This window comes from Micromonospora sp. DT62, from assembly GCF_049847285.1.
GTDB classification, from domain to species: domain Bacteria; phylum Actinomycetota; class Actinomycetes; order Mycobacteriales; family Micromonosporaceae; genus Micromonospora; species Micromonospora reichwaldensis.
This window is the reverse complement of sequence record NZ_JBNCOB010000037.1, coordinates 1-22,867: the sequence shown is the minus strand read 5'-3', so window position 1 is coordinate 22,867 and position 22,867 is coordinate 1. Positions and strand designations below refer to the sequence as shown.

The following is a 22,867-nucleotide window of genomic DNA, read 5'->3' as shown; positions in this document are numbered from 1 at the left end:
CGCGGGTCACAGGGTGGTCTCGCCGTTCAGGCCGAAGAAGTCGTGCCACTTGGCGCTGGCGCCGAAGGTGGTGCCGGTCGAGAGTGCGACGTGGACGTCGTTGGTGGTGCCCTTGGTGAACACGACGATGTCGTCCTTGCCGTCGCCGTTGACGTCGGCGAGGTAGGGGAACTCGCCGGCGAGGCAGAAGAAGTCGTGCCACTTGACGGTGGTGCCGGCGAACGACGTGCCGGTGGAGGTGGCGGCGTAGACGTCGGCGTTGGTGTTGCAGGTGAAGGTGACGATGTCGTCGCGTCCGTCACCGTTGATGTCGCCGACGCGGGGGAGTTCGGTGCCGACGGCGAACAGGTCGTGCCACTTCTGGGGCGCGCCGAAGGCGCTGCCGGTGGAGAGGGCGACGATGACGTCGGAGGCGGTGGCGGGGCCCTGGGTGAACGTGATGATGTCGTCGCGTCCGTCGCCGTTGACGTCGCCCAGGGCCGGGTACTCGCCGGCGATCGAGAAGTACTCGTGCCACTTCACGGCGGTGCCGGCGAACGAGGACCCGGTGGACAGCGCCACGTACACGTCACCGGCCGCGTTGTGGGTGAAGGCGACGATGTCGGCGCGGCCGTCGCCGTTGACGTCGCCGACCGCGCCGATCTCCGCGCCGGGGGCGAACCACTCGTGCCACTTCTGGCCGCCGCCGAAGCTGGTGCCGTTCGACAGCGCCACGTACACGTCGCCGGTGTTGCCGTGCGCGAAGGTGACGACGTCGTCACGGCCGTCGCCGTCGACGTCGCCGGTCGAGGCGGTCTCGCCGCCGATGGAGAAGAAGTCGTTCCACTTCACCGAGGTCCCGGCGAAGCCCGCGCCCGTGGAGGTGCTGACGTAGACGTCGGCGAGGGCGTTCTGGGTGAAGCTGACGATGTCGTCGCGTCCGTCGCCGCTGACGTCGGTGGCGGACCCGCCGGCGATGGCGTGGGTCCGTGCCGCCTCGTCGAGCAGGGTCCGCGCCTTCGTCGCCACCTGGTCGTAGCGGTCGGGGAAGCCGGAGCGCTGCACGCACTGGGCGACCTGGCCGGCGGTGTAGCGGGGGTTGTTGCGGTCGCAGACGATCGCCCGGGTGACGTACTGCGTGGTGGCGTAGACCGGGTCCATGATCTGCTCCGGCGTGCCCCAGCCGTAGTCCCACCGCTGCTGGAACACCCCGAGCGAGGACTTGTCGCCGCACGGCAGGTTGTTCATGTGCGACTCGACCCAGCCGGCCTCGAACGCGGAGAGCATGACCTTGTCGTTGACGTTGTGGGCGCGGGCGACCCGGTAGACGATCACGCTGATCGCGGGGTCGTGGTTGGCGGGGATGGAGGTACAGGCCAGCGTGCCGATCGGGGCGTCGGCCTGCGCCGGCGCGGTCGCCACGACCGACGCCAGCGCGGTGCAGAGGCCGACCAGCAGGGCGAGGGGAGTACGTCTCACGATGCTCCTCTGAGGGGTGTCAGCGGTGCGGCGAGCGGTCCCGCCACGGAGGCGCGCTGCCGCCAGGAGGGCCGCCCGGGCTGACGGGTGCGTCGCCGCGTCGACACCTCCCCGTCGGTGGGAAATCGATTGCCGAGGAGTATCGCCAGGACCCCGACGGCTGTCAATGCGTCCTGGAATCTTCCTTCGGCAACTGAGCGGTGGCGGTAAAGTATTGACATCTCGCGATGCCCCCCGGTTAACTCCCGAGCAATCGATTTCTCGCGGCTCCGACGGTCATCCTGGAGGGACATCCATGAAGCCCCACCTCCGCCGCTGGCTGGCTCTGGCCGCGGCGCTGGCGACCATGATCCCCCCGGCGGCGGCGCACGCCGCCGAGCCCGCCCCGGCCCCGCGCGGTGTCGGAGCGCTCGCCGTCGTCGACGACAAGGGCCCGGTCGGCTGGGACGTCTACCGCCGCCTCGACCGGCTGCCCGAGCTGGCGGCCGGCAGCCGCACCCGGCAGTTCTCCAGCTTCGCCCGGGACGGCTCCAACGACGACGGTTTCGTCGGCACCTACTCGTGCCTGCGCCAGGCCGGCGGCTGCGTCATCGCCGAGGACCGCGGAGCCGGCGAGGTGCAGTCGATCTGGTTCACCCGCGACGAGGGCAACGTCAGCGCCACCGGCTGGATCCGCGTCGAGCTCGACGGCGTCACGGTGGTGGACACCAGCCTCCAGCGCCTCGTCGACGGTGGCCTCGGCCCCCCGTTCGTGTGGCCGCTGGTCACCAACGCCGACCAGACCTCCGGCGGGGTCACCGTCAAGGTCCCCATGCCCTACCGCGAGTCCATGCGGATCACCACCCAGTTCAATCCGCTCTTCCACCACGTCACCTACCGCACGTTCGCCGACGCGGTCGGGGTGCCCACGTTCGACCCCACCGACCCCGCCGCCGACGTGGTCGAGAAGCTGCGCGCCGCCGGCCAGCGCGACCCGAAGCCGAGCCAGCCGGGCGCGAGCATCAGGACCGCCCGGGTCGACGTCCCGGCGGGTGGGCAGTCGACACTCGCCACGCTCACCGGCCCCGCCGCGGTCACGGCGCTGCGGCTGCGGCTGCCCGACGCCGCCGCCACCGCGCCGACGCTGTCGGGCCTGCGGCTGCGGATCGCCTTCGACGGGCGCGCCACCGTCGACAGCCCGGTGGGCGAGTTCTTCGGCGCCGGACTCGGCGAGCGCTCCGTACGCTCGCTGATGTTCGCCATGGACTCCGCACCCGGCGGCTGGTACAGCGCCTGGTGGCCGATGCCCTTCCGCTCCACCGCGACGATCTCGGTCGCCAACACCACCGGCGCCCCCGTCGCCGGCGTCCAGGCGGAGGTGACCACCGCGCCGGGCACCGCCTGGACTGGCGCCCTCGCCCCCGACGGCGCCGCCGGCTACTTCACCACCCAGTCCCGTCGCGCGGAGACGGTCGGGGGCGGCGACTGGATCGTCGCCGACCAGGCCGGCCGGGGACGGTTCGTCGGCGTGTCCCAGACCGCCCGCGGCCACATCACCGGCGGCAACACCCGCAACTACCTGGAGGGCGACGAGCGCGTCCACGTCGACGGCTCGCCCACGCCGCGGATCTACGGCACCGGCACCGAGGACTTCTACGAGTCCGGTTGGTACTTCAACCGCGGCGAGTACAGCGGCGTCTTCACCGGCAACACCGCCCACCTGCTCCGCTCCGGCGGCTGTGCCGACGAGTGCGACGCCATGTACCGGCTGATGATCGGCGACGCGGTGCCCTACGCCACGGCGCTGCGCTTCGGCATCGAGCACGGCCCCGCCAACGACATGCCGGCGAACTACGCCTCGACCGCCTTCCTCTACACCCAGCCGACCGTCGCCCTGCGCCGCACCGACACGCTGGTCACCGGCGACGCGGCCAGCCGCGCCGGGCACGCCTACACCGACTCCGGGACCCAGTACCCGCTGACCGCCGCGTACGAGGGCGACGACGACAACGCTCCCGTCGCCGGCCAGGTGCGCGCCACCGGCGGCGCCGCCAGCTTCCGGCTCGCCGTGGACCCCGCCAACCAGGGCGTACGGCTGCGCCGGCACGGCGACCAGGCCGGCGCGTACCAGCAGGTCGCCGTGTCGGTCGACGGCCGCCCGGCCGGCGTGTGGCGGCAGCCGCTGGGCAACGACCGGCAGCGCTGGCTGGCCGACGAGTTCGTCCTCCCGGCCGCGCTGACCGCCGGACGCTCGGCGGTCACCCTCACCCTCACCCCGGCGGCCGGCGCACCGGCCTGGACGGCGGCCCGCTACGAGGCCGACAGCATGGTTCCCCCGTTCCTCGACGCCACCGCGCCGGGCGCGGTCACCGGGCTCGGCCTGGCCGGCGGTCGGGTGCACGCCCTCGGCCTGTCCTGGTCGGCGTCGCCGGACGACGTGGGCGTCGCCGGCTACCGGGTCTACGCCTCGCGCAACCCCGGCGTCGCGACCACCCCCGCCAACCTGGTCGGCACGACCCGGACGACCACCTTCCGGCACGGCCCGCTGCCGGCCGGACAGACCCGCCACTACCGGGTCGTCGCGTTCGACGGCGCCGGCAACGCCTCCGCGCCCTCGGCCGAGGTGTCGGCCACCACCCGCACCCGCAACACCAGCGACGCCAACGGTGACCGCCGCGACGACGCCGTCGCGTTCACCCGGGGCGCCACCGCCGACGTGACCACCTCGGTGTCGGACGGCACCCGGTTCGTGCCGGACGGCCGGAGGTGGAACGACTTCTTCGCCGTCGGCGAGGAGATCCCGTTCACCGGCGACGTCGACGGCGACGGGCGCGCCGACGTCATCACCTTCACCCGGGGCGACAGCGCCGACGTCTACGTGGGGCTCTCCACCGGCACGACGTACGCCGCCGGGGCCAAGTGGCACGACTTCTTCGCCACGGGTACGGAGATTCCCGCCGTCGGCGACGTCAACGGCGACGGGCGCACCGACATCATCACCTTCACCCGGGGCGCCGCCGCCGACGTGTACGTGGCGCTGTCGACCGGCAGCGGCTTCGGCCCCGGCGTCAAGTGGCACGACCACTTCGCGCTCGGCGACGAGTTGCCGGCGGTGGGCGACGTCGACGGCGACGGGCGCGACGACATCGTGACGTTCACCCGGGGCGCCACCGGCGACGTGTTCGTCTCCCGCTCCGACGGCACGCGGTTCGTCGAGGACGGCTGGAAGTGGCACGACTCGCTGGCGCTCGGCGACCAGCTGCCGGCGCTGGGCGACGTCGACGGCGACGGGCGCGACGACGTGGTGACGTTCACCCGGGGCACCACCGGCGACGTGTTCGTGGCGCTCTCCGACGGCACGCGCTTCGTCGCGCAGGCCGGCAGGTGGCACGACTGGTTCGCGGTGGGCGACGAGCTACCCGGCATCGGCGACTTCAACGGCGACGGAAGGGCGGACCTCGTGACGTACACGCGGGGAACCAGAGCGGACACGTACGTGGCGCTGTCGACCGGCGGCGGCTTCGGTCCGGGTGTCAGGTGGCACGACCAGTTCGCGCCCGGCACCGACCTGCCCCGCCCGAGCGTGTCGTGATGCGCGCGCCCCGGGTGCTCGCGGTGCTCCTGCTCGGCGCCGCCCTGCTGGCCGTCCCGGCCGCGCCGGCCGCCGCCGAGGACGTCGTCCGGGTCGAGGCGGAGTCGCTGACGGTGACCTCGTCGACCGCCCCGGTCGAGGCGCAGGCCAACTGCTGCGGGGTCGCCTGGTCGGCGGGCCGCCAGCTCTGGCTGCGGGCCGCCCGGGCGGGGGACTCGGTCACCGTGTCGCTGCCGCCGGTGCCGGCCGGGCAGTACGACATCGGCGCCGTGCTCACCCGCGCCGCCGACTACGGCACCCTGCGCTTCGCCGTCGACGGGGTGGCCGTCGGTCAGCTCTTCGACGGCTACGCCCCGACCGTGCGGCGCGTCGAGGCCGTACCGCTGGGGTCGGCCTCGCTCGCCGCGGGCAGTCACCGGCTGACGGTGACGGTGACCGGCCGCTCCGCCTCCTCGACGGGGTTCTTCGCGGGTCTGGACACGCTCACCCTGCGCCGCGTCGGCCCGCTGGCGACGGTCACCACGACGGCGTACGAGACGGTGGCCGAGACGCCGGCGCGCGGGCCGCTGACCCGGGTCTTCGACCCGGGCGTGGGGGAGCCGACGGCGTGGTACTACAACGACCACACGATCGTGCGCGACCAGCGGACCGGGCTGTGGCACGCCTTCGCCATCACCCACGCCGAGCCCGGCGCGCCCCAGGACGAGAAGAGCTTCGGCCACGCCACGGCGCCCACGCCCACCGGGCCGTGGACGAAGCAACGACCGGCGCTGACGGCCGACCCGTCGAGGGGCGAACAGTGGATCTGGGCGCCCCACGTCGTCCACGACCAGGGCACCTACTACATGTTCTACGCGGCCGGCAGCCCCGACTACGCGAACTACCGGATGCACCTGGCCACCTCGACCGACCTGTCCACCTGGACCCGCAGCCCCGCCAACCCGCTGTTCACCGACGGCTGGGAGGCGCGCGACCCGATGGTGACCCGGGTCGGCGACCGCTGGGTCATGTACTACACGGCGACCTCGAACCCGCAGGGCGGCAACCACGTCGTCGCGTACCGCACCAGCACCGACCTGCGGACGTGGAGCGGCCGGGGCGTCGCGTACGCGTCGCCGCACACCGGCCGGGCCGCCGGTCAGACGGAGTCGCCGTTCGTGGTGCGCCGGGGGGACTGGTGGTACCTCTTCGTCTGCTGCGACGGCACCGACTACGGCGCGGCGTACCGACGCACCGCCGTCTACCGCAGCCGCGACCCCCTGCGCTTCGAGGGGGCGGAGAAGGTGACCGTGCTCGACGCGCACGCCGCCGAGGTCGTGGTCGACGGAAACAACTGGTACCTGAGCCACGCCGGCTGGGGCCAGGGCGGCCTGTGGCTCGCCCCACTGACCTGGTCCAGCCAGGTGGTCGCCCGCGGCTACCAGGTGAGCACCGGCTTCCTGCGCGCCGACGTGCGCACCTGGCCGCACACCCGGATCGCGTCCCTGGCGGTCGACCCGGCCGGCGCGGGGGCGTACCGGCCGGCGTTGGACTCGTCGCACCGGGGCACCGGTCCCTACCTCTCGGTCGGCCGCTTCGACGTGACGGACCGGGCGGGCCCGCCGGCAAGGGTGGACGTCTCCGCCGACGGCTCCCGGATCAACCTGGTCGGCATGCGGATGGGCGACGAGCCGGTCACCGCCGACTGGCTGCTGACCGTGGCGCCCCGCTGGACCGGGCCGGCACTGCAGAGCGACGTCACCTGGTCGGTGACCGGCCAGACGACGGCGCCGGTGTGGGAGGTGGCGTTCAACGTCGACGGTGCCCTGCCGGCGGTCGGGGATCCCGCCGTGGCGGCCCGGCCGACGGGGGACGTGCCGGGGATGCCGACGTGGTCGATGACCTCCGGCGCGGATCTGTCCCTCGTGGCCGCCCACCGCTGGGCCTCGGCGTGGCGCGGCGACAACACCTGGTACGACGCCGGCCACGCGATGGCGGCCTGGCAGCCGCTGTGGCGCAACGGGGGCACCGCGTGGCCGCCGGGGTCGTACCCGGGCGGGACGTGGCGGTTCGCCGCCAGCGGGGTGGGGCGGGACACCGCGTTCGCCGAGACCGTGCACGCGGCGGTCAACGCGGTGCCCTGAGGGGCCGCCGGTGCGGGTCGGGCGGCGGGGTGGCGGCCCGGCCCGCACTGGGGGCGTTGACAGCACTTCGACGCCCGTCTATGTTGCCAGAAATCGATTTCCGATCTCTCCGGAGGCCAGCGTGAGCGACCAGGTGATCGTCGCCATGTCCGGCATCACCAAGCGCTTCGGCGGCGTCCACGCCCTGCGCGGCGTGGACCTCGTCCTGCGCGCAGGCGAGGTCCACGCCCTGCTGGGGGAGAACGGGGCCGGGAAGTCGACCCTGATCAACATTCTCTCCGGCGTCGTCACCGACTACGACGGAAAGATCTCGGTCGGCGGCCAGCCCGCACGCTTCGCCGGCCCGGCCGCCGCCCAGGCCGCCGGCATCGCCACGATCCACCAGGAACTCGACCTGGTGCCGGCGCTCTCCGTGGCCGAGAACCTGGTGCTCGGCCGGGAACCGCGCACCCGGCTGCGGACGCTCGACCGGCGGGCGATGACCCGCGCCGCCCGGGACTGGCTGGGCCCGCTCGGCGCCCAGATCGATCCGCGCCGGCCCGTCGGTTCGCTGCGCGTCGGCGAGCAGCAGCTCGTCGAGATCGCCAAGGCGCTCTCCCTCGACGCCCGCGTCCTCGTCATGGACGAGCCGACCGCCGCGCTCGCCGACGCCGAGGTGCGGCGGCTGATGTCCACCATCCGCGCGCTGCGCGAGCGCGGCGTGGCTGTCGTCTACATCTCCCACCGCCTCGAGGAGATCGAGGACATCGCCGACCGGGCCACCGTCCTGCGCAACGGCGAGGTGGCCGGCACGCTGCGCCCGGACCGCGCCGACCGGCAGCGGATCATCACGCTGATGGTCGGCCGCCCCGCCGAGGCGCTGTTCAGCGCGGGATCCGCCGGGCCCGCCCGCCCCGCGGGGCCCCCGGTGCTGGAGGTCGACGACCTCGCCGTACGGCCCCGGGGCACCCGGCCCGGGCGCTGTGAACCCGCCGGCGTCAGCCTGACCGTGCGCGCCGGGGAGATCGTCGGCCTGGCCGGCCTGATGGGGGCGGGCCGCACCGAACTGCTGGAGACCCTGTACGGCGCGGGCCCGCCCGGTCGCCGCAGCGGCCTGGTCCGGCTGGCCGGCCGCCCGTACGCCCCGCGCGGCCCCCGCGCCGCCCTGCGCGCCGGCGTCGGCTTCGTGCCGGAGGACCGCCGCCGCTCCGCCCTGGTGCTCGAGCACCCCGTCGGCCGCAGCATCGTCCTGGCCGCCCTGCGCCGGCTCAGCACCGCCGGGGTCGTCCGCGCCGGACGCGAGCGGGACGCGGTGCGCCAGCAGGTCGCCGCCCTGGCGATCAAGACGTCGTCGGCCGGCGCGCCGGTCGGCTCGCTCTCCGGCGGCAACCAGCAGAAGATCGTCTTCGCCCGGCACCTGCTCACCCGCCCCCGCCTGCTGCTGCTCGACGAGCCGACCCGGGGGGTCGACGTCGGCGCCAAGGCGGAGATCTACCGGCTGCTGCGCCGCCTCGCCGACGACGGGATGGGCATCCTGCTCGCCTCGTCGGAGCTGCCCGAGCTGACCGGCGTCTGCGACCGGATCGTGGTCCTGCGGCGCGGCCGGGCCGTCGCGGAACTCGCGGCCGACGGGTGCACCGGCGAGGACATCCTGACCGCGGCCATGGGCGGCACGGCCGCCGGAGGGGACGACCGATGACCCACCTGCGCGCACCGGACCAGGGGCCCGGCGCGCCGCTGGCACCGGCTGGCGGCGACCCGGCGGCCGGCGCCGGCCGGTGGCGCCGGACCGGCGGCCGGGGCGACCTCGTCGAGCGGCTCTTCGCCGTGCAGAGCCTCTTCGCGCTGCTGCTGGTGTTCGTGCTGGCCATCGCCGTCTCGCCCCGCCGCGACGGTGAGATCCTCTTCCTGTCCACGGAGAACCTCGGCAACATCGTCCGCGCGGTGTCCGAGATCGGGATCATCGCCATCGGCATGACGTTCGTCGTCCTGCTCGGCGGCATCGACCTCTCCGTCGGCGCCATCCTCGGCCTCTCCGCCGTCGGCACCGCGACGCTGATGGTCGACTCCGGGCTCGGCATCCTGCCCGCCGTCACCGTCGTACTGCTGATCGGCGCCCTCTTCGGCGCGTTGCAGGGCTACGCGACGGCCCGGCTCGGCATCCAGTCGTTCATCGTCACCCTCGCGGGACTCCAGGTCGCGCGCGGCCTCGCCCGGATCTGGTCGGGCGGGCTCGGCATCCCGATCGCCTACGGCGACGGCCCGCAGGAGGCGCCCCCCGCGTTCGAGATCCTCAACGGCACGATCAACGGGGTGGTGCCCGTCCCGGCGGTGCTGTTCATCGGCATCGGGGTGGCCGCGATCGTCGTGCTGCGCAAGACCGCGTTCGCCCGCCACGTCTACGCCATCGGCGGCAACGAGAAGGCGGCCCGCCTCTCGGGGGTGCCCGTGCTGCGGGTCAAGGTCGCGGTCTTCGCGATCGCGGGCCTGCTCGCCGCGGTGGCCGGCATCATCCACGCGGGACAGCTCAACCAGGGCAGCCCCAACGACGGCGCCGGCTACGAACTCGACGCCATCGCCGCCGTGGTCATCGGCGGCACCAGCCTCGCCGGGGGCACCGGGTCGATGGGCGGCACGCTCGCCGGGGCGCTGCTGCTCGGCATCCTCAACAACATCCTCGCGCTCAACAACATCGACGCCAACGTGCAGCTACTGATCAAGGGTCTGGTGATCGTGGCCGCCGCCGGGCTGCAGAAGCTTCGCCGCAGCATCGTCTGAACCGCCACCGAACAAGGAGCGTCATCATGCGCACCCGTACCGTCCTGCTCGCGCTGCTGTGCACCGGCGCGCTCGTCACCTCCACCGCGTGCAGCGTGGAGAAGCCGTCCGACGGCGGCGACGCCACGGCCGCGAAGTGCGGCGCCGGCAAGGACTTCCTCATCGGCATGTCGCAGGCCAACAACGCCGAGCCCTACCGGCAGGTCATGAACAACGACGTGCAGACGGCGGCGAAGTCCGTCCCCGGGTTCACCGTGGTGGTCGCCGACGCGGCGCAGGACAACAGCAAGCAGGTCGCCGACGTGGAGAACTTCCTCACCCAGAAGATCGACCTGCTGGTCATCTCGCCGAACGAGGCCAAGCCGCTGACCGCGGTGGTGCGCAAGGCGTACGACCGGGGGGTCCCGGTGATCGTGCTCGACCGCAAGGTGGAGGGCGAGGCGTACACGGCCTTCATCGGCGGGGACAACGTCGCCATCGGCAGGGCGGCCGGCGAGTTCTACGCCACCACGCTGCTGCCGGCCGGCGGCAAGGTCATCGAGATCGCCGGGCTGCCCGGCTCCACGCCGGCGGCCGAACGCGCCCAGGGTTTCCGGGAGGGCATCGCGGCCAACCCGAAGATCGAGGTCGTCGCCTCCCAGCCGGGGGACTGGCTGCGGGAGAAGGGCCAGTCGGTGGCCGACGCGCTGCTCAAGGCCCACCCGGACGCCGCCGCCGTGTACGCCCACAACGACCCGATGGCCGAGGGCGCGTACCTGGCCGCGAAGGCGGCCGGGCTGCACACGACTGTGAAGTTCACCGGCATCGACGCGCTGCCGGTGCCGTCGGGCGGGATCAAGGCCGTCGAGCAGGGCCGGCTCGCGGCCACCTTCCAGTACGCCACGGGCGGGCGGGAGGCCGTCGACCTGGCCCGTCGGATCCTGGTCGACTGCGCCGAGGACATCCCGCGTACCACCACCCTCGACACGATGCGCGTCACGAAGGAGAACGCCGCCGAGACGTACGCGAAGCTCGGTGGCGTCGCCTGACCGCCGAGCCGGCGCGGCCCGGCGGGCCACGCCCCGGACCTGGAAGAGCGGGGGAGACCTGGCATGACGGTGGCCGCGGTGCTCGGGGTCGACATCGGCACGTCCAGCAGCAAGGGCGTCCTCGTCGACCTGTCCGGGCGCGTGCTGCGTTCCCGCGTCCGGGAGCACCGGGTGGACCGGCCGCGACCCGGCTGGGTGGAGATGGACGGCCGCATCTGGTGGGAGGAGTTCGTCGCCCTCACCCGTGAGCTGCTCGCCCCCGGCGACGCCCACGTGGTGTCGGTCGGGGTCAGCGGGATGGGGCCGTGCGTGCTGCTCACCGACGCCGCCGGCACGCCCCTGCGGCCGGCCGTCCTCTACGGCGTCGACACCCGGTCCACGCCGCAGATCGCCCGGCTGACCGAGCGCTTCGGCGCGGACGAGATCCTGCGCCGGTGCGGCTCGACGCTGTCGACCCAGGCGGCGGGGGCGAAGGTCGCCTGGGTCGCCGACGCCGAGCCGGAGCTGTTCGCCCGGGCCCGGCGGCTGTTCATGCCGAGCTCCTGGCTGCTCTGGCAGCTGACCGGTCGGTACCTGCTCGACCAGCACTCGGCCAGCCAGTGCACGCCCCTGTACGACAGCGCGGCGCAGACCTGGTACCGCCCCTGGGCCGACGAGATCGCCCCGGGGCTGGAGCTGCCCGAGCTGCGGTGGCCCGGCGACGTGGCGGGGGCGGTCACCGCCGGGGCCGCCGCGACGACCGGGCTGCCGCCGGGCACCCCGGTCGTGACCGGGACGATCGACGCCTGGTCGGAGGCGGTCAGCGTGGGCGCCCAGGGCGTCGGCGACCTGATGCTCATGTACGGCACCACGATGTTCCTCGTGCACACGGTGCCGCACCCGCTGACCAGCCCGTCGCTGTGGGGCACGGTCGGCGCGCTGCCGGGCACCCGCAACCTGGCCGGCGGCATGGCGACCTCCGGGGCGATCACCGGGTGGCTGCGGGAGCTGTTCGACGCCCCCGACTACCCCGAGCTGCTGCGCCTGGCCGAGCGGTCCGGGCCGGGCGCTCAGGGGCTGCTCATGCTGCCGTTCTTCGCCGGCGAGCGGACCCCCATCCTCGATCCCGACGCCCGGGGCGTCATCGCCGGCCTGACCCTCTCCCACGGGCGCGGCGACATCTACCGCGCGGCGCTGGAGGCGACCGGGCTGGCCGTACGCCACAACATCGAGACGATCGAGGCGGCCGGCGGCGACATCCGCCGCGTCGTGGCGGTGGGCGGCGGCACCCGGGGCGACCTCTGGACGCAGATCGTCTCGGACGTCACCGGCCGGTCACAGCACATCCCGTCGGTCACCATCGGCGCGAGCTACGGCGCCGCGTTCCTCGCCGCCGGCGCGGTGCAGCGGGTCGACATCCACCGGTGGAACCCGATCCGGGAGGTCCGCGAGCCGCGCCCGGCGCTGGCCGCCGACTACGCGGAGCTGTACGGGCTGTACCGGCAGCTCTACGCCGGCTCGAAATCCGTCGCCCACGCGTTGGCCGCCCGGCAGACGCGCCTCGCGACCCCGCCCCAGCCAGGTACCGACGAGCCAGTGGAGGAAGTCAACCCGTGAACAACTACACCATGCCGGTGCTGGTCGATCCGCCGGCCGCCGCCCCCCGGACGGTCTACACGGTCGCCAGCGGCGACCTGCGGCCGGCCGCGAACGTCACCGGGTGGCCGACCCAGCAACGCCTGGAGGCGGACCTCGCCGACGCGGTGGCCGCCCTGGGCTGGCAGACCCGGCGGGCCCATCCGGTGGACGCCGGCGCGGGCCACGGCTTCATCGACAGCCAGCGCGCCGGCATCGAGATCTTCCAGGGGATCCCGGTCGACGCCCCGCTCGTCGTCGTGGAGGCGGTATGGCAGTACAGCCACCACGTGCTGGCCGGGCTGCGCGCCCACCGCGGCCCGATCCTGCTCGTGGCGAACTGGAGCGGGGAGTTCCCCGGCCTGGTCGGCCTGCTGAACCTCGCCGGCAGCCTCACCAAGGCGGGCGTGCGGTACTCGGCGCTGTGGAGCGAGGACTTCACCGACGAGTGGGCGCGCGACGGGCTGAAGGCCTGGTTGGAGACCGGCGAGGTGCTCCACGACGAGAGCCACGTGCGGGACCTGCCGCCGTTGCCGCCCGATCCCGAGGTCGCGCTCGGCGTGGCGCTGGCCCGCCAGTTGCAACGCCGGCCGGCCGTCGTCGGCGTCTTCGACGAGGGCTGCATGGGCATGTACAACGCGATCATCGACGACGAGCTGCTCAACCCGCTCGGCGTCTACAAGGAGCGGCTGTCGCAGAGCGCGCTGGTGGCGGAGATGTCGCGGGTGAGCGACGAGGAGGCGCACGCCGTGCGGGCCTGGCTCGACGCGGCCGGCATGACCTTCCACACCGGCACGGACGAGGCCACCGAACTGACCGACGCCCAACTGCTCAGCCAGTTCAAGATGTACGTCGCCGCGCTGCGCATCGCCGACGACTTCGGCCTGGACGCGGTCGGCATCCAGTACCAGCAGGGGCTCAAGGACACGGTGCCGGCGAGCGACCTGGCCGAGGGGCTGCTCAACGACGTGTCCCGGCCGCCGGTCACCAGCCGGGACGGCACGCGCGAGCTCTACGCGGGGCGGGCCCTGCCGCACTTCAACGAGGTCGACGAGGGCGTCGCGGTGGACTCGCTGATCACCAACCGGATCTGGACCGCGATGGGGATGGACCCGGCCACGACCCTGCACGACATCCGCTGGGGCGAGTCGTACGGGACGGACTTCGTCTGGGTGTTCGAGATCTCCGGCTCGGTGCCCGCCTCGCACAACGGCGGCTACGACCGGTCGTACAGCATGCGGCAGCCGCCGATGTACTTCCCGCTGGGCGGCGGCACCCTCAGCGGCGTCTCCCGGCCGGGCGAGATCGTCTGGTCGCGGATCTTCATCATGGACGGGGTGCTGCACGCCGACCTGGGCCGGGGCACCGTGGTGGAGCTGCCGGCCGCCGAGACGCAGCGCCGGCTGCGGGCCACCACCCCGCAGTGGCCGATCATGCACGCCGTGCTGCACGGCGTGGGCCGCGACCAGTTGATGGCCCGGCACAAGGCCAACCACGTCAACGTGGTCTACGCCGACGACGCCGACGCCGCCGACCGTGCCCTGCGGGTCAAGGCCGCGATGCTCGACGCGATGGGGGTGCGGGTGCACCTGTGCGGCGACGTGGCGCTGTGACCCGGCGGTGTCCCCGCCGCCGGCTCACCGGGCCCGGGCGGGCCCAGCCGCGCCGGCCGCGGGCTGTCCGTCCGGCGGGGGCAGGGACCGGACCGAACTCTCGCGGACCCGCAGGGTCGTCCGCAGGATGACGGTCGAGGACGCCTTCGCGGGGTTGGCGATCCGCTCGGTGAGCAGCGACGCCGCGGCCCGCCCCAGGTCGTACGTGGGCTGCGCGACGGTGCTCAGCGAGGGCCGCACCAGGTGGGCCCAGGGAATGTCGTCGAACCCGACCACGCCGCACCGCGTGGGCACGGCGACGCCCCGGTCGACCAGGCACTCCACCGCGCCCACCGTCATCAGGTTGTTGGTGACGAAGACCGCGTCCGGCGGCTCGGCCGCGTTCAGCAGGGAGGCCATGGCCCGGTAGCCGCCGTCCTCCCGGAAGTCGGCGTACCGAACCAGGTCCTCCGACACGCTCCGGCCGGCGGCGCGCAGGGCCTGCTGGTATCCGCGTAGCCGCTGGACGGCGGTGGAGATCCGCCGCGGTCCCGTGACGCAGGCGATCCGGCGGTAGCCGCTGTCGATCAGGTGGGCGGTGGCCGTCTCGGCGCCGTGGACGTTGTCCACGAGCACGGTGTCCACGGCCACCCCGTGCGGCTGCCGGTCGATGGCCACGACCGGCATTCCGGCCTCGGTGAGCCGGTTGATCAGGGCCGGTCGTCCCGACGGCGAGATGATCACGCCGGCCATCCGCTCGGCCAGGGCCGCCGTCACGTAGCGGGTCTCTTTCTCGGGATCCTCGTCGCCGTTGCACAGGACCACGGAGAAGCCCGCCTCCTGCGCCACGTCCTCGATGCCGCGCACCAGCGCGGTGAAGAACGGGTTGCCGATGTCGGAGATGATCACGGCCCAGAGACTGGTGCGTTGCCGGCGCAGGCTGCGGGCCACCGCGTTGGGCCGGTAGTCCAGGTCGAGCACCACCTGGCGTACCCGCGCGGCCAGGTCCGGATCCACCGACGAGTGCCCGTTGAGCACCCGGGACACCGTCGACGCCGAGACCTCGGCCACCCGGGCCACGTCGTAGATGGTCGTCATGCGGTCGTCCCCTGTCGGTGTCTCGCGCCCAGTCCGCACCGGACCCCCGGATGCGGCCGCACGAGCAGCACCCTCCGTTGCGGCCCGCCGCCCGAGAGTGGTCGGCCCTGAGATCCTATCTGGCAGGGAATCGATTTCTTGGGCGTCGTGGCCGCGCGCCGGGAAGGTGTCGTCCGCCTGCCGCGTACGGCGCTGCGCCACAGCGGCCGGCGGCGCGCGCACCGCCGGCCGGTCCGGTCGCCGGGGGCGAAAGGCCACCCGGGGACCGGACCTTCGACTTCACGGGCTGCCACATCGCCCGCAGGGAGATGGGCTGGCAGGCTGTCGAGGTGCGCGACGACATCCTGTACGGCCGCGACAGCGACAGGCAGCGGCTGCTGCCCCGCACTGGTCGAGGGCGAGACCCTCGGGCCCCCGGTGACCGGCCGGGCGTGACCGACCACCGGAGGGCGCCGTGGGCGGGGCGCGGGACGTGACGCCGGGCGGCGCGGACGACCTCGCGGGGGACACCGCCCGGACCATTGGGCTGGCGAGCCGGATCCTGCTCGCCTACTTCGACGACGACATGGGCCAGGTCGCCGCCCTGGTCAACCCCCGGCCGCAGGAGGCGGTCGAGGCGCTGATCATCCTGGCCCAGTCGGCGATGGTGCAGGCCACCGGCGGGCCCGCCGAGGCGATCACCAGGCTGCGCGAGTTCGCCGTACGGGCCGAGATCGAACTGGGCGAGAACTACCCGGATCGACGGCGCTGACCCGGGAGCCGTCGGGTCAGGCGCGGGTGATGCGTACCGCGTCGGCGACCACGTAGCCGCTGCCGCTGGTCCAGCGGCTCACCCCGACCTTGTTGCCGTCGCCGGCCGCGAGCGTGAAGACGCCGATCGACACCCACCGTCCACCGTTGACGCGCTGGTCGACCGACACCGACCGGTTGCCCGAGGCGGTGGCGACGACGTACGGCGTCTGGGCGTTGTATCCGGGGTCGGCGGGGTACCAGACCGAGATCTCGTAGCTCCCCGTCTCGGGGACGTTCGCTCGGTACCAGGCGACGTCGCTGGCCGAGGTCGGGTTCGCGAACCGGTAGTCGGTGCCGAAGCGCTGCCCGGAGTACGACGACGTGCTCCAGTTGGCGCCCGCCGTGAACCGGCCGGACGTGGTGTTGTCGATCGTGGTGGTCCACTGCTGCGGGGGCGGCTGCTGGGACGTGCTCACGTCCAGGTAGTTGCGGTCGATCTTCATCGTCACGCCGCCCCAGGTCTCCGTCACGTCCCCGGCGTACTGGTGCAACCGCTGGTGGTTCGCGTAGTAGGCGTCGGAACAGTAGCTCCCGGCGTCGGTGTCGGCCACGCCGTTCCACCAGGCGATCCAGATCTGGTCCAGCCTGGTGTAGCTCGCGTTGTTGTACTCCAGGCAGACGTCCCTGATGCCCGAGGATCCGCTGGAGTACATGCCGGCCAGGTAGCCCTTGGTGTGCAACCGCTCGACCCACCCGGACAGGAACGACAGCACCGCGGCGCGGCACGACGCGGTCGTCGGGTAGTGCTCGATGTCGTTGTAGATGGTGCTGCCGGCGCCGATGCCCAGCGCCTGCGCGGCGCTGGTGGCGCTGTCGGCGGCGGTGCGGCCCTGCGAGCGCGCGGTGGCGGGGTCGGCGGACATCTTCGGCGCGCGGGTGCCGCAGGGCGCCTGGTAGCCGAGTTCGATGGGGATGAGCCGCCAGCCGTTGGCGACCTGGTTGGTGACCCAGGTCGCCGTCAGGTTGGGCTGCGCGCAGGTCCGGCTCGCGCCGCTGATGTAGATGCCCACCGCGCGGTACGGCGAGCTGGCGCGCCACGCGTTCATCGCCGACTGCGACGGGGCCGTGCAGGTGTCGAAGCCCTTACCGACGAAGGTGCCGGGCTGCGGACCGACGGCGGACACCGCCACGGACTGCGGCTGTGGCTTCTGGGCCGGCGCCGACTCGGCCACGGCCGCCGAGCCGAGCGTGATGGTGAGCCCCGCCGCGGTGGCGACGCCCAGCAGCCAGGTGGTGGTCCTTCTCATCCCGGTCTCCCTCGAAGGTTTCCTTGCACGAGGTTGAAGTCAGTGAAGAACTTTTACACACCCATCGAAGGTTGGCAATAGTGTCAGATTGGTGACGCGTCGGTTACCAGTCGCAGGGCGCGTAGTCCTTGAGGAAGCAGCCGTACAGGTCCTCGCCCTGCTCGCCGCGGACGATCGGGTCGTACACCCGGGCCGCGCCGTCGACCAGGTCCAGCGGGGCGTGGAAGCCGGCATCCGCCAGCCGCATCTTCGTCGGGTGGGGCCGCTCGTCGGTGATCCAGCCGGTGTCCACGCTGGTCATCAGGATGCCGTCGGTCAGCATCTCCTGGGCGCTGGTGCGCGTCAGCATGTTCAGCGCCGCCTTGGCCATGTTGGTGTGCGGGTGCCCCGGCCCCTTGTAGCCGCGGCCGAACTGGCCCTCCATCGCCGACACGTTCACCACGTACTTGCGGCGGGCCTTCGCCGCGGCCATCGCCGGCCGCAGCCGACTGACCAGTACGAACGGCGCCGTCACGTTGCACAGTTGCACTTCCAGCAGCTCGACCGGGTCGACCTCCTGCACCCGCTGCACCCAGCTGTTGACCGGGTCGAGGTCCGGCACCAGGCCGCCGGCGTCGATGGCGGTGGCCGCCGCGATCCGTTCCGGCGAGGCGGAGCCGCTGGTCAGCGCGAGGGCGGTGAGCGCGTGCGGGGTGAGCGGGGTCGACTGCGGCGAGGCGGTCAGGCCGCCCGCCGTCTCGCCCCGCCCGGCCGGCTTGGCGAAGGTGACGATCTCCGGCAGGGGGCCCTCCGGCAGGGCCGCCGCCTCCGCGGCGACGAGCTGCGCGTACGCCCCGGGGCTGCGCCGCACGGTCTGCGCCGCGTTGTTGATCAGGATGTCGAGAGGCCCCTGGTCGCTCACCGAGTCGGCGAGCGCGATCACCTGGGCGGGGTCACGCAGGTCGATTCCGACGATCCGCAGGCGGTGCAGCCACTCCCCGCTGTCGGGCATCGCGGCGAACCGGCGCACCGCGTCGTGCGGGAACCGCGTGGTCACCGTGGTGTGCGCGCCGTCGCGCAGCAGCCGCAACGCGATGTACATGCCGATCTTCGCCCGGCCGCCGGTGAGCAGCGCACGCCGGCCGGTCAGGTCGGTACGGGTGTCGCGGCGCTCCCGGTTCAGCGCGGCGCAGGGCGGGCAGAGCTGGTGGTAGAAGGCGTCCACCTCGCGGTAGCGCTGCTTGCAGACGTAGCAGCCGCGCGGGTTGTGCAGGAAGCCCGCCGTCGTGCCCTCGGTGGGGGAGGCGAGCGGGATCCCCTGGGTCTCGTCGTCGATCCGGCCCGGCGCGCCGGTGGCGGTGGCCGCCGTCACCGCGCGGTCGGCCGCCGCGATCGCGTCCCGCCGCTCCTCGCGCCGGCGCTGCTTGATCACCTTGTAGAGCCGCGCGGTGGCCCGCTGCACGCGTACCACGTCGGGGTGATCGGGAGGCAGGTCCTCCAACGCCTCGAAGACGCTGAGACAGGTCTCCAGCTGGCTCCGGTCGATGCCGTTGGGGCCGGTTTCGGTGATGTTGTCCGCCGTCATGCCGTCGCTGTCTCGTCCCGTTTCCGCGCCGTGTCTTCCCGGCCCACGCCAAGTCCGACCCGGAACTGTACGTCACCGCCCGGCTGCCGGCGCATCCCGCGCCCGTCGACCGGCCCGTGGCCCGCGCTCGGGCGGACGATCCGCGCGCCCCGGACCGCGCCTGCCCGCGGGTGCACGACGACGGCCGTACGGCGAACGCCTCCGCCCTCACCCGCGCCGACGGGACGGGCGCTCGTCGGCGATGCCGGCGGGCGGGCGCCGCCTGGTCACGCCGGGCCGGCGCCGTGCCGGCCCGGGCGTGGGGCGGCGCTCCCCGTCCTCACCGCGTCGCGGCTGCCGGTGCCGCCGTCCGCTTGTCCTGGGCAGCCGCGCCGCCGGGGACCGGTGCCCCGCCGGTGCCCGCATCGGCGAACGCGCTGTCGCCGAGGCCCGAAACACCAGCGACCGCCGCCTCGTTCGCGGCGCGGCGGCGGCGGGCCCGTACGACGGCTGCCGTCGCCACCATCGCCGCCAGGGACATCGCTGCCGCCTGTAGCAGCGGCACCCTCCTGCTGCGTCGACGCCTCATGCGCACGACCCCTCTCAGTTCTTGAGTCCGACCTTGTTCACATCGTGGGGACACCGCGGCGGTGGCGAGGGGCGATTCGCCGCAATCGACACGGTCGGGTCATGCTGTCGCCCTCGCTGTCCGGGCTGGTCCGCGCCGCACCGCCGTGCCGGGCGGTGACGGGGCCCGGGCGGTCGGCCCTCGGCCGCTGCGGTGTCCCGCCGTGACCGTGCTCATCGAAGAACTGACCGTGGAAGGCGACGACCCGTGAAGCAGTGGCTGTACCTCGCCGGAGCCATCGGCCTGGAAGTGAGCGGGACCCTCGCGTTGCGCGCGGCCAACGACCACCCCGCGTGGATCGCGCTGGTCGTCGTCGGCTACACCCTCTCCTTCGCCCTCATCTCGCTGGTCCTGCGGGAGGGCATGCCGATCGGCGTCGCGTACGGCGTCTGGGCCGCCAGCGGGGTCATCCTCACCGCGCTGCTGGCCGCGCTGCTGTTCGGCGACGCCCTGACCTGGGTGATGGGACTCGGCTTCGCCGTCATCGTCGCCGGGGTCCTGCTCGTCGAATTCGGCTCCCACCGGGCGGAACCGGGGCGCACCGCGCCGCACGACGTCCACCACGAGCCCGAGGGGGCACGATGAGCTGGGTCTTCCTGGCCGCCGCGATCGCCTTCGAGGTCACCGCCACCATGGCACTGCGTGCCTCCGATGGGCTGCGCAGGAAGGCCTGGGCGCCCGTCGTCGTCGGCGGCTACGTGACGTGCTTCGTCTTCCTCAGCCTGGCCCTCCGCGCCGGCATGGCCGTCGGCGTCGCCTACGGCGTCTGGGCCGCGGCCGGCATCGCACTGACCGCGATCATCGCGCGGCTCGCCTTCAACGACCCGCTCACCAAGGTCATGATGCTCGGCATCGGTCTCATCGCCGCCGGTGTGCTCCTCGTCGAACTCGGCGCCACGTCGGCGCACTGAGCCCGCACCCCGACCCTTCGGCGTCGTCCGCCGGGCGAGGCCGGTCACGCCCGTCCTCGCCCCGCCCGGGGGCGTGCGTGGCGCCACGCACGTTGGCACAATGGCCGGGCTGTCGACCCGGACGGGGAGTGGGTGCCGACGATGACCGAGAACCACGTCCAGCCGAACGAGACCACCGTGCCGTTGCTGCACTGCGTGTCGGCGGAGGAGACCCTGGCGTTCTGGCGCGCGCTCGATTTCGAGGTCACGTACGAGCAGACGAAGCCGTACGTCTACCTGGCGTTCCGGTGGAGCGGGTTCGAGCTGCACTACGGCGGCGCGCCGAGCGGCGTGGACCCGTCGGCCGAGAACACCGGCGGTTGCCTGGTGATGGTCGACGAGGTCGCGCCCTACCACGCGGCGTTCAGCGAGGCGATGCGCCGCACCTACGGCAGGGTGCTCGCCAAGGGACGCCCCCGGATGACCCGCTACCGTGCCGGTGCGTCGCGGTTCAGCGTCGTCGATCCGTCGGGGAACACCATCATCTTCATCCGACGCGACGAGCCGGCGGAGCTGGAGTACGGCGGCTCGAAGCGGTTGCAGGGGCTGGCCCGGGTCCTCGACAACGCGCGGATCCTGCGCGAGTTCAAGACCGACGACCTGGCCGCCTTCCGGGCGCTCAACTCGGGGCTGCGCCGGCACGGCGAGGCGGCGCCGGCCGTCGAACAGGCGTTGGCGCTGGCCGGGTTGATCGAGCTGTCGCTCGCGCTGGGGAAGCCGGAGCTGGTGCCCGACTGGGGCGGCCGGCTCGCGACCCTCCCGTTGACCGCACCGGAGCGGGCGCGGGTACGCCAGGCGGTCGCCGATCCCGCCGTGCTCGGGCCCTGGTTGCCGGACCCGGACTGACGGACCGGGGCCGGATGATCGCCGCCTCTGCGAAGGTGGGGGCATGGCCGCCCTGTCCCGTGCTCGTCTGGCCGACTGGACCGTCGTCACGCCGCTGCTGGCGATCCTGGTGCTGATCCTGACCTGGGGGCGTGACCTGTCCGGCCCCGTCGTGGTCGTGGTGGCCGTGTTGCTGGCCGGGGCGGTGCTGGCCGCCGTGCACCACGCCGAGGTGGTGGCCCACAAGGTGGGGGAGCCGTACGGCTCGCTCGTGCTCGCCGTGGCCGTCACCGTCATCGAGGTCGCCCTGATCGTCACGCTCATGATCAGCGGCGGCGAGAAGACGCAGTCCCTCGCCCGCGACACCGTCTTCGCCGCCGTCATGATCACCTGCAACGGGATCCTCGGGTTGTCGCTGCTGCTCGGGGCGCTGCGCCGCCGGGTGGCGGTCTTCAACTCCGAGGGCACCGGCGGCGCGCTGGCGACCGTGACCACCCTCGCCGCCCTGAGCCTCGTCGTGCCGACCTTCACCACCAGCCGGCCGGGCCCGCAGTTCACCCCGGCACAGCTCGCCTTCGCCGCCGTGGTCTCGCTCGCCCTCTACGGCCTGTTCGTCATGGTGCAGGCCGGCCGCCACCGCGACTACTTCCTGCCCGTCAACAGCCAGGGCCGGGCACTCGACGCGGCGGGACACGCCGAGCCGCCGTCGGACCGGGCCGCCCTGCTCAGCCTCGGCCTGCTGCTGGTGGCACTGGTCGCCGTGGTGGGCGACGCCAAGTCGGTGTCCCCGGCGATCGAGTCCGCCGTCGCCGGGGCGAACCTGCCCCCGTCGTTCGTCGGCGTGATCATCGCGCTGCTGGTGCTGTTGCCCGAGACGATCGCCGCCGCCCGGGCCGCCCGCCGCGACCGCGTACAGATCAGCCTGAACCTGGCCCTGGGCTCGGCCATGGCCAGCATCGGGCTGACCATCCCCGCGATAGCGATCGCCTCGATCTGGTTGGAGGGCCCGCTGCTGCTCGGCCTCGGCGGCACCCAGGTGACCCTGCTCGCCCTCACCGTCGTCACCGGCGTGCTGACCGTGGTGCCGGGGCGGGCCACGGTGCTCCAGGGCGGCGTGCACCTGGTGTTGCTTGCCGCCTTCGTCTTCCTCGCCGCCAGCCCCTGAGCGTCGCCGCGACCACGCGCCGGGCCCACGTACCGTCGCGGCAGGTCTGGTGTTGATCGCCAGCCGCGCCACCAACGGCAGCTCGCCACGAGCTTCGAGGAGCGACCGGCGGTACGCGCCACATTCGACCTGTCCTACCGGATGCTCCGCGAGCCCGACCGTCGGCTGTTCCGCCTGCTCGCCCAGGTGCGCGCCCTGTGGACGACGCTTGGCCCAGAGGACGATTTCGAACTGCGGCGCGTTCCATAGCGGAGTCGGCGCGGCCCCGACGGTCGTAATCGGTCGACATACGAGTAACGCGTTCGGAACTGTTCCGAACGGCGCAGACCCTTTCCCGCATCACCAACCACCGGCAAGACTCATGGCAGATACGGCCACGCAGGACGACTTTCTCGTACTGCGAGCCACAACTGGAGGAAAGGAGCGGGCAAATGAATGCACGCCTGAATCGAAAACTGCCGGCAGCCCTGGCGGGG

Annotated in this window: 17 protein-coding genes; 12 read left to right on the top strand and 5 right to left on the bottom strand. The window is 73.2% G+C overall.

From position 1 onward, the window contains the following. Positions 1-6: 6 nt before the first annotated feature. Positions 7-1,458 (bottom strand): FG-GAP repeat domain-containing protein, encoded by a 1,452-nt coding sequence (locus ACPXCB_RS30030; protein ID WP_425879346.1) that lies wholly within the window; start codon positions 1,456-1,458, stop codon positions 7-9. 295 nt (positions 1,459-1,753) lie between these two features. Here ACPXCB_RS30030 and ACPXCB_RS30025 point away from each other — a divergent pair, with 295 nt between their 5' ends. The 7 genes from ACPXCB_RS30025 to ACPXCB_RS29995 all read left to right on the top strand — a co-directional run bounded on the left by ACPXCB_RS30025 (position 1,754) and on the right by ACPXCB_RS29995 (position 14,164). Then, positions 1,754-5,029: a DUF2961 domain-containing protein gene (locus tag ACPXCB_RS30025; protein ID WP_425879345.1), complete on the top strand. Its 3,276-nt coding sequence runs from the start codon at positions 1,754-1,756 to the stop codon at positions 5,027-5,029. Next, entirely contained in the window at positions 5,029-7,152 is a 2,124-nt protein-coding gene (locus ACPXCB_RS30020; RefSeq protein WP_425879343.1) for a family 43 glycosylhydrolase, read from the top strand. The genes ACPXCB_RS30025 and ACPXCB_RS30020 overlap by 1 nt, the downstream gene beginning before the upstream one ends. A 121-nt stretch (positions 7,153-7,273) precedes the next feature. After that, positions 7,274-8,830 (top strand): sugar ABC transporter ATP-binding protein, encoded by a 1,557-nt coding sequence (locus tag ACPXCB_RS30015; RefSeq protein ID WP_425879342.1) that lies wholly within the window; start codon positions 7,274-7,276, stop codon positions 8,828-8,830. Beyond that, a complete protein-coding gene (locus ACPXCB_RS30010) occupies positions 8,827-9,909 on the top strand; it encodes an ABC transporter permease (protein ID WP_425879341.1) in 1,083 nt (360 codons plus the stop codon). The genes ACPXCB_RS30015 and ACPXCB_RS30010 overlap by 4 nt, the downstream gene beginning before the upstream one ends. 26 nt (positions 9,910-9,935) lie before the next feature. Then, entirely contained in the window at positions 9,936-10,937 is a 1,002-nt protein-coding gene (locus tag ACPXCB_RS30005; protein WP_425879339.1) for a substrate-binding domain-containing protein, read from the top strand. Between the two features lie 63 nt (positions 10,938-11,000). Further along, entirely contained in the window at positions 11,001-12,533 is a 1,533-nt protein-coding gene (locus tag ACPXCB_RS30000; protein WP_425879338.1) for an FGGY-family carbohydrate kinase, read from the top strand. Further along, complete coding sequence (locus ACPXCB_RS29995) at positions 12,530-14,164, top strand: fucose isomerase (RefSeq protein ID WP_425879336.1); 1,635 nt, start codon at positions 12,530-12,532, stop codon at positions 14,162-14,164. The genes ACPXCB_RS30000 and ACPXCB_RS29995 overlap by 4 nt, the downstream gene beginning before the upstream one ends. Positions 14,165-14,188: 24 nt before the next feature. On the opposite strand, the gene ACPXCB_RS29990 is transcribed toward ACPXCB_RS29995, so the two are convergent. Next, positions 14,189-15,241: a LacI family DNA-binding transcriptional regulator gene (locus tag ACPXCB_RS29990; RefSeq protein ID WP_425879335.1), complete on the bottom strand. Its 1,053-nt coding sequence runs from the start codon at positions 15,239-15,241 to the stop codon at positions 14,189-14,191. Positions 15,242-15,695: 454 nt separating this feature from the next. Between ACPXCB_RS29990 and ACPXCB_RS29985 the strand changes: the two genes are divergently transcribed. Beyond that, positions 15,696-15,992: a hypothetical protein gene (locus ACPXCB_RS29985; protein ID WP_327028263.1), complete on the top strand. Its 297-nt coding sequence runs from the start codon at positions 15,696-15,698 to the stop codon at positions 15,990-15,992. 16 nt (positions 15,993-16,008) lie between these two features. Here the strand turns inward: ACPXCB_RS29985 and ACPXCB_RS29980 are convergent, their stop codons facing one another. From ACPXCB_RS29980 to ACPXCB_RS29970, 3 genes are all read right to left on the bottom strand, one after another. After that, on the bottom strand, positions 16,009-17,280 hold the full coding sequence (locus ACPXCB_RS29980; RefSeq protein ID WP_425879333.1) for a glycoside hydrolase domain-containing protein: 1,272 nt from the start codon (positions 17,278-17,280) through the stop codon (positions 16,009-16,011). A gap of 103 nt (positions 17,281-17,383) precedes the next feature. Next, positions 17,384-18,844, bottom strand: coding sequence for an SDR family NAD(P)-dependent oxidoreductase (locus tag ACPXCB_RS29975; protein WP_425879331.1), 1,461 nt, complete (start codon positions 18,842-18,844; stop codon positions 17,384-17,386). Positions 18,845-19,163: 319 nt separating this feature from the next. After that, the gene (locus tag ACPXCB_RS29970; protein WP_425879330.1) at positions 19,164-19,388 is read right to left on the bottom strand and encodes a hypothetical protein; all 225 of its coding nucleotides are present in this window, start codon (positions 19,386-19,388) and stop codon (positions 19,164-19,166) included. A gap of 270 nt (positions 19,389-19,658) precedes the next feature. Between ACPXCB_RS29970 and ACPXCB_RS29965 the strand changes: the two genes are divergently transcribed. The 4 genes from ACPXCB_RS29965 to ACPXCB_RS29950 all read left to right on the top strand — a co-directional run bounded on the left by ACPXCB_RS29965 (position 19,659) and on the right by ACPXCB_RS29950 (position 22,391). Next, a complete protein-coding gene (locus tag ACPXCB_RS29965) occupies positions 19,659-20,036 on the top strand; it encodes a DMT family transporter (RefSeq protein ID WP_425879328.1) in 378 nt (125 codons plus the stop codon). Next, positions 20,033-20,362 carry a DMT family transporter gene (locus ACPXCB_RS29960; RefSeq protein ID WP_425879326.1) on the top strand — a complete coding sequence of 110 codons (330 nt, stop codon included), beginning with the start codon at positions 20,033-20,035 and terminating at the stop codon, positions 20,360-20,362. Before ACPXCB_RS29965 ends, ACPXCB_RS29960 begins: the two co-directional genes overlap by 4 nt. Positions 20,363-20,503: 141 nt before the next feature. Next, positions 20,504-21,247 (top strand): glyoxalase, encoded by a 744-nt coding sequence (locus tag ACPXCB_RS29955; RefSeq protein ID WP_425879324.1) that lies wholly within the window; start codon positions 20,504-20,506, stop codon positions 21,245-21,247. A gap of 43 nt (positions 21,248-21,290) precedes the next feature. Next, complete coding sequence (locus tag ACPXCB_RS29950; RefSeq protein WP_425879323.1) at positions 21,291-22,391, top strand: calcium:proton antiporter; 1,101 nt, start codon at positions 21,291-21,293, stop codon at positions 22,389-22,391. The last annotated feature ends 476 nt before the right edge of the window (positions 22,392-22,867 follow it).